This is a genomic window from Pseudomonas sp. P5_A2_2 (assembly GCF_054177685.1).
Map to the genome: position 1 here is coordinate 1 of NZ_JBGCUL010000192.1, position 6,747 is coordinate 6,747.

Genomic DNA, 6,747 nt, shown 5'->3' on the forward strand with positions numbered 1-6,747 from the left:
CCTCAGCACTGAAAAATCCTACACCCGCGGCCAGATGGGGCTGGCGTACGAGATCGTGATCAACTCCGACCCATGCATCGCCTACTTGATGGAAGAAAACACCATCTGCATGCAGGCGCTGGTGGTGGCCCATGCCTGCTACGGGCACAACAGCTTTTTCAAAGGCAACTACCTGTTCCGCACCTGGACCGACGCCAGTTCGATCATCGATTACCTGGTGTTTGCCAAGCAGTACATCATGCAATGCGAAGAACGCCACGGCATCGACGCGGTCGAGGACCTGCTCGACTCCTGCCATGCGCTGATGAACTACGGGGTCGACCGCTACAAACGCCCTTATCCGATTTCCGCAGAGGAAGAACGCCGCCGGCAAAAGGATCGGGAAGAGCATTTGCAGAAGCAGATCAACGATTTGTGGCGCACCATTCCAAAAGGCGCTGACAAGTACAGTGACAAGGACAATGCACGCTTCCCCGCCGAGCCGCAGGAAAACATCCTGTACTTCATCGAAAAACACGCTCCGCTACTGGAGCCGTGGCAACGGGAAATCGTGCGGATCGTGCGCAAGATCGCTCAATATTTTTACCCTCAACGCCAGACCCAAGTGATGAACGAAGGCTGGGCCACGTTCTGGCATTACACGCTGATGAATGACCTGTACAACGAAGGTCTGGTCACCGACGGCTTCATGATGGAATTCCTGACATCCCACACCAGCGTGGTCTTTCAGCCGGGCTTCGACAGCCCTTACTACAGCGGAATCAACCCTTACACTCTCGGGTTTGCCATGTACCGGGACATCCGACGCATGTGCGAAGAACCCACCGAGGAAGATCGCCGCTGGTTCCCGGAAATTGCCGGCACCGACTGGCTGTCCACCATCAAGTTCGCCATGAGCAGCTTCAAGGATGAGAGCTTCATCCTGCAGTACCTGTCGCCSAAGGTGATCCGMGACCTGAAGYTGTTCAGCATYCTCGATGACGACCAAAAGGAYGATCTGCTGGTKCCRGCGATCCACGAYGAAGASGGCTAYCGMAYCATCCGYGAAACCCTGGCGGCGCAATACAACCTGGGCAATCGCGAGCCCAACGTGCAGATTTACAGCATCGACCGTCGTGGCGACCGCTCCCTGACCCTGCGCCATCAGCAACACGACCGCAAACCGCTGGGTGATTCCACCGAAGAAGTACTCAAACACCTGCACCGCCTCTGGGGCTTCGATATTCACCTGGAAACCCTGCAAGGCGATCAGGTGATGAAAACCCACCATGTACCACCCAGAAGTGATCACAGCGAAGGTGATTACGGCCGCCTGGACCTGGCCGTCATCCATCTTTGATCCGGTTTGTGCCTCCGAAAGCTCGATGCAACGGTTATCCTGTCGAGCTAACGGAGGTTTTTTATGCGTATTTATAAGGTCGGCGGTGCAGTACGTGATCGCCTGCTGGGCAAACCGGTTACCGATATCGACYGGGTCGTGGTCGGCGCCACCACCGAAGAAATGCTCGCCAAGGGCTTTCGCCCGGTGGGTGTGGACTTCCCGGTGTTCCTTCATCCAAAAAGCGGCGAGGAATATGCCCTCGCCCGCACCGAGCGCAAAAGCGGGCGCGGTTACGGCGGGTTCACTTTTCACGCCAGCCCTGAAGTCACCCTCGAAGAAGACTTGATCCGTCGCGACCTGACCATCAATGCCATGGCCGAAGACGATCAGCAAAACCTGACTGACCCGTACCACGGCCAGCGCGATCTCGAAGCACGCCTGCTTCGCCATGTTTCCCCAGCATTTGCCGAAGATCCGCTCCGGGTACTGCGTGTTGCCCGATTCGCGGCGCGCTACGCGACGCTGGGTTTTACCGTTGCCCCGGAAACCCTGGAGTTGATGCGCCAACTCAGCGAGTCAGGCGAACTTGAGGCGCTGACCCCGGAGCGCAGCTGGAAGGAAATTTCCCGCGCACTGATGGAAGATCAGCCACAGGTGTTTGTTGAGGTTTTGCGCGCATGCGGCGCACTCAAGGTACTTATGCCCGAGGTCGACGCGCTGTTCGGGGTACCACAACCCCCGGCCCATCACCCGGAAATCGATACCGGCGCGCACACCCTGAGCGTTTTGCAGCAAGCCGCCATACACAAACAGCCACTGACCGTACGCTGGGCCTGCCTGCTGCACGATTTGGGCAAAGGCCTGACGCCAGAGCAAGAATGGCCGAGACACATAGCCCACGAGCTCAAGGGGTTGAAGCTGATCAAAGCGGTCAATGAACGCTTCAAGGTGCCGAGAGACTGCCAGGAACTGGCTCTGCTGGTGGGCGAGTATCACACCCACGGGCATCGCGCCCATGAGCTGAAGCCATCGACATTGCTGGAACTGCTGCAAAGCTTCGACGTTTTCCGTCGGCCACAGCGGTTCGAGGAGTTCATCGCTGCATGCGAGATGGATGCGCGCGGGCGCAAAGGACTGGAAGAAAGAAGTTATCCACAGGCGGATTATTTGCGCGGCGCAGCAACCGCTGCTCGCAGCGTGGCGGCTCAGCCATTGCTGGAAAAGGGATTCAAGGGACCGGAACTCGGTGAGGCGATCAAGCGCGAGCGCCTGAAGGCGCTGAAAGCTTACAAGGAAAGTGCATCGACCTGAAAAGCTTCGCGGGCAAGCCCGCTCCCACAAGGACTGCATCCTACCTGTGGGAGCGAGCTTGCTCGCGATGGCGTCATAACTGTCACATCAAATCTGAAGGTGTCAGCTGCTCACCACGCCATTCGAAAGCCACTGGCGCCAACACCTGATCAATCTGCGCTTCAGCCCACAAGGTCGCAAAGCTCTTGCCTACACCCGGATGCACCCGATCAGGCGCAATCAACGACAACGGCCACAGAACAAAAGCATTTTTCAGAATTTCTGCCCGCGGCAAGATCAAGCCATCGAAGTTGCCCACCAGATCACCAAACAGCAACACGTCGATATCCAGCGGCAAACCTCGGCGATCCGGTGCATAACGACCGTTATCTGCCTCGATGAATTTCAGCCGCCGATCCAGCTCCATCAATGGCAGATCGGTATACGCCGACACCACGAAATTGAAGAACGGCCCGCTCTTGATACCCACCGGCAGGCTTTCGAACACCGCCGAACAGCGGATATCGACAAGGAACGCCGCCAAAGCATCGAGCCCCGCCCGCAAATGGGTTTCACGCTCGATATTACTACCGAGCCCGAGGTACACCTGAGTCAGCGACATCCGCGCTCGATCTCCACGCCCACGCCGCCGGTGGCGGCAGGAATCGCACCTGGCTTGGTCAGCTTGAGGCGCACCCAGGTGATCTTGAATTCGCTCATCAGCACTTCAACCAGGCGCTCGGCAAAGGTTTCAACCAGCTGGAACTGCGCCTGCTCGGCAAACGCCTGAATGCGCGAGGAAACACTGGCGTAGTCGAGCGCCAGGGTCAGGTCATCACCGGCTGCGGCCGGGCGATTATCCCAGGCGAAGCTCAGATCAAGACGCAAGCACTGTCGGATGCTTCGCTCCCAGTCGTAGGCACCAATCACCGTGTCGACTTCCAGGCCCTCGATAAACACTCTGTCCAAGCACTTCTCTCCGCTACACGACAAGGGCGCAATGCGCCGTTAGAATCAGGGCTTCCTCGCCCGGAATAGTTAGCATGTTTTGGTTATTGGCGATCCTCGCCTACCTGCTCGGCTCTCTGTCCTTTGCCATTTTGCTCAGCCGCCTGACCGGTATCCCCGATCCGCGAATGAGTGGTTCTGGCAATGCCGGTGMCACCAACATGTTGCGCCTGGCCGGCAAGAAGCTCGCCATCCTGACCCTGCTCGGCGACCTTTGCAAAGGCCTGCTGCCGGTACTGATTGCGCGTCTTGCGGGCCTTTCGCAACAGGAGCAAGCCTGGATCGGCGTCTATGCCGTCATCGGCCATTTGTTTCCGTTGTACTTCCGCTTTCGCGGCGGCAAAGGTGTCGCCACCGCTGCCGGCATGTTACTGGGACTGTACCCGCCCGCAGCCCTTCTGGCAGTCTGCACCTGGCTCCTGACGTTCTACCTGACCCGTACCAGCTCCCTGGCCGCCCTGATCGCCACACCGCTGACCCTGCCGTTGCTGGCCTGGCAAGAACCAGCGGCCCTGCTGCCCATGAGCACGCTCACCGGGCTGATCGTCTGGCGCCATCGCGGCAATCTACGCGACCTGTTTGCCGGGCGCGAACGGCATTTTTAGTTGCCGGGCATGAGCGCCATTCATCACAACGCCGACAACTGCTCCATCGGCCAACGCGCCTGCACACTGATCGCCAGGCTTTCCTGCTGACCGGCCTGCAAGCGCTGGCAGCCGGCAAAGGCGATCATCGCGCCGTTATCGGTGCAGAACTGCGGACGGGCATAAAACACATCGCCCTTCATGTCGCCGAGCATTTTTTCCAGGGAAGTGCGCAACGCCTTGTTGGCACTGACGCCCCCAGCGATCACCAGGCGCTTCATGCCGGCGGCTTTCAGGGCGCGCTTGCACTTGATGGTCAAAGTCTCCACCACGGCCTGCTGGAACGCCAGCGCGATGTCGCATTGGGCTTGCTGGCCGTCGTCCCCGGCGCTGACGCACTGCTGCCAGGTGTTCAACGCAAAAGTTTTCAGGCCGCTGAAGCTGAAATCCAGGCCCGGGCGGTCGCACATCGGACGCGGGAAGACAAAACGTCCTGCAACGCCATGCTCTGCAAGGCGAGCGATCTCCGGTCCGCCCGGATAATTGAGGCCCATCATCTTGGCCGTCTTGTCGAAGGCTTCGCCGGCAGCGTCATCCAGGGTTTCGCCCAGGAGCGTGTACTGACCAATTCCGTCGACCTGAACCAGTTGCGTATGGCCACCCGACACCAACAAAGCGACGAACGGGAATTCCGGCGGTTGCGACTCCAGCATTGGTGCCAGCAAGTGGCCTTCCATGTGATGCACGCCAAGGGCCGGAATACCCCAGGCAAAGGCCAGCGCCTGAGCACAGGAAGCCCCTACCAGCAACGCGCCCACCAGACCAGGACCCGCGGTGTAGGCGATCGCATCGATCTCGGTCGGCACGCAGTCGGCCTCAGCCAACACCTGACGGATCAAGGGCAGCATGCGTTTGACGTGATCGCGCGAAGCCAGCTCCGGCACCACACCGCCATAGGCACGGTGCAGGTCGATCTGACTGAACAGCGCGTCAGCCAGCAGGCCGCGTTCACTGTCGTAAAGTGCGACACCGGTTTCGTCGCAGGAGGTTTCTAATCCCAGTACTAGCATGGGTTTGCGCCTTGTTTAGGCTGAATTCGAAGGCGCGCATAATAGTCGTCGCGTGATGCCCCGACCAGCGGTTTTCGATCAGAGGCTTTGCATTCCGAGCGTTGAGGGGTTAACATCCGCAACCCTTAAAAACCGACGTCTTCAAGTGCTCTTTTGCCGCGAGGATGTTGACCCCGGTAATGAATGAAGGTAGCTCTGGATGCCAGCCGTCAAAGTAAAAGAGAACGAACCCTTCGACGTAGCTCTGCGTCGTTTCAAGCGCTCCTGCGAAAAAGCCGGTGTACTGGCTGAAGTTCGTAGCCGCGAATTTTAYGAGAAGCCAACTTCTGAGCGTAAGCGCAAAGCAGCAGCCGCTGTTAAGCGTCACGCCAAGAAAGTTCAGCGCGAACAGCGCCGCGCCGTTCGTCTGTACTAATACACAGACGATCGTAGCAAGCTTCTGCCAAGCCCGGCCCTCAGCCGGGCTTATGGCATTGCGTAAAACGCTTGATGCTTCACTGTCAAAGCCGCAGACGCGACCGAGACAAATCTGCTTCACCGCGTCAGACCTGGCTCTTTTGCCAGCGGTGCACGTCTTTTCTGACGAGCCTTTCAAGGCTACTGACGAGCACACCCACTGATTCCTCTCACGACGATCAGCCCAAGGCACCTGCTTGCGTGCCAGATGATGAGCTATCCGGGGCCTATGATTGGCCGCAGCGGATTCAGCGCAACACATTCAAACAGTCGAATACTGATTGGCATTAACGTCAGTGGATTTTCGGCAGATACACTTCCCGATAGCGATTACGCAGACGACACTGGTCGAGCCGCACACTTTGCGCGCCTCAAACAATGTTTCGGACCCCTTTTCAGCGCAGATGACGAGAACGCCATGGCCGGGCTAATTCCCCAGAGCTTCATTGACGACCTTCTGAACCGCACCGACATCGTCGATGTGGTCAGCTCGCGCCTGCAATTGAAAAAGGCCGGCAAGAACCACACCGCCTGCTGCCCGTTCCACAAAGAAAAGACTCCGTCATTCAGCGTCAGCCCCGACAAGCAGTTCTATTACTGCTTCGGCTGCGGCGCTGGCGGCAACGCCCTCGGCTTCATCATGGACCACGACAACCTGGATTTCGTCCAGGCGGTCGAAGAACTGGCCAAAGCCGCCGGCATGGAAATTCCCCGCGAAGAAAGCGGCCGCCCGCACAAACCGCGGCAGCCGACTGATTCGCCGCTGTATCCGCTGCTCACCGCTGCCGCCGACTTTTATCGCCAAGCCCTGAAAAGCCATCCATCGCGCAAGGCCGCCGTGGACTATCTGAAAGGGCGCGGGCTGACCGGCGAAATTGCCAGGGACTTCGGCCTCGGCTTTGCTCCACCTGGCTGGGACAACCTGTTCAAGCACTTGAGCAGCGATACCCTGCAACAAAAAGCCATGATCGATGCCGGCCTGCTGATCAAAAACGCCGAAAGCGGCAAACGCTACGAC

The 6,747-nt window shown here is 58.6% G+C and carries 8 protein-coding genes; 5 read left to right on the forward strand and 3 right to left on the reverse strand.

The window, feature by feature from the left end:
• Together ACXRVY_RS13555 and ACXRVY_RS13560 are read left to right on the forward strand one after the other, a co-directional pair.
• The coding region (locus ACXRVY_RS13555) for a SpoVR family protein (RefSeq protein ID WP_458237550.1) at positions 1-1,339 on the forward strand (1,339 nt) is incomplete at its 5' end.
• A 63-nt stretch (positions 1,340-1,402) separates the two neighbouring features.
• Positions 1,403-2,632, forward strand: a complete 1,230-nt coding sequence (locus ACXRVY_RS13560; protein WP_458237551.1) for a multifunctional CCA addition/repair protein — start codon at positions 1,403-1,405, stop codon at positions 2,630-2,632.
• 82 nt (positions 2,633-2,714) lie between these two features.
• Here ACXRVY_RS13560 and folK read toward each other — a convergent pair whose 3' ends face one another.
• Both folK and folB read right to left on the reverse strand, forming a co-directional pair.
• Positions 2,715-3,233 (reverse strand): 2-amino-4-hydroxy-6-hydroxymethyldihydropteridine diphosphokinase, encoded by a 519-nt coding sequence (gene folK / locus ACXRVY_RS13565; RefSeq protein WP_223456936.1) that lies wholly within the window; start codon positions 3,231-3,233, stop codon positions 2,715-2,717.
• The gene (gene folB, locus ACXRVY_RS13570; protein ID WP_223456935.1) at positions 3,224-3,580 is read right to left on the reverse strand and encodes a dihydroneopterin aldolase; all 357 of its coding nucleotides are present in this window, start codon (positions 3,578-3,580) and stop codon (positions 3,224-3,226) included. Before folB ends, folK begins: the two co-directional genes overlap by 10 nt.
• 74 nt (positions 3,581-3,654) lie before the next feature.
• Here folB and plsY point away from each other — a divergent pair, with 74 nt between their 5' ends.
• Positions 3,655-4,224, forward strand: a complete 570-nt coding sequence (gene plsY, locus ACXRVY_RS13575) for a glycerol-3-phosphate 1-O-acyltransferase PlsY (protein WP_458237552.1) — start codon at positions 3,655-3,657, stop codon at positions 4,222-4,224.
• A 23-nt stretch (positions 4,225-4,247) separates the two neighbouring features.
• Here the strand turns inward: plsY and tsaD are convergent, their stop codons facing one another.
• The gene (tsaD, locus tag ACXRVY_RS13580) at positions 4,248-5,273 is read right to left on the reverse strand and encodes a tRNA (adenosine(37)-N6)-threonylcarbamoyltransferase complex transferase subunit TsaD (protein WP_223456933.1); all 1,026 of its coding nucleotides are present in this window, start codon (positions 5,271-5,273) and stop codon (positions 4,248-4,250) included.
• 199 nt (positions 5,274-5,472) lie between these two features.
• Here tsaD and rpsU point away from each other — a divergent pair, with 199 nt between their 5' ends.
• Positions 5,473-5,688: a 30S ribosomal protein S21 gene (rpsU, locus tag ACXRVY_RS13585; protein WP_002551877.1), complete on the forward strand. Its 216-nt coding sequence runs from the start codon at positions 5,473-5,475 to the stop codon at positions 5,686-5,688.
• A 459-nt stretch (positions 5,689-6,147) separates the two neighbouring features.
• A partial coding sequence (locus tag ACXRVY_RS13590; RefSeq protein ID WP_458237553.1) for a DNA primase occupies positions 6,148-6,747 on the forward strand: 600 nt, incomplete at its 3' end.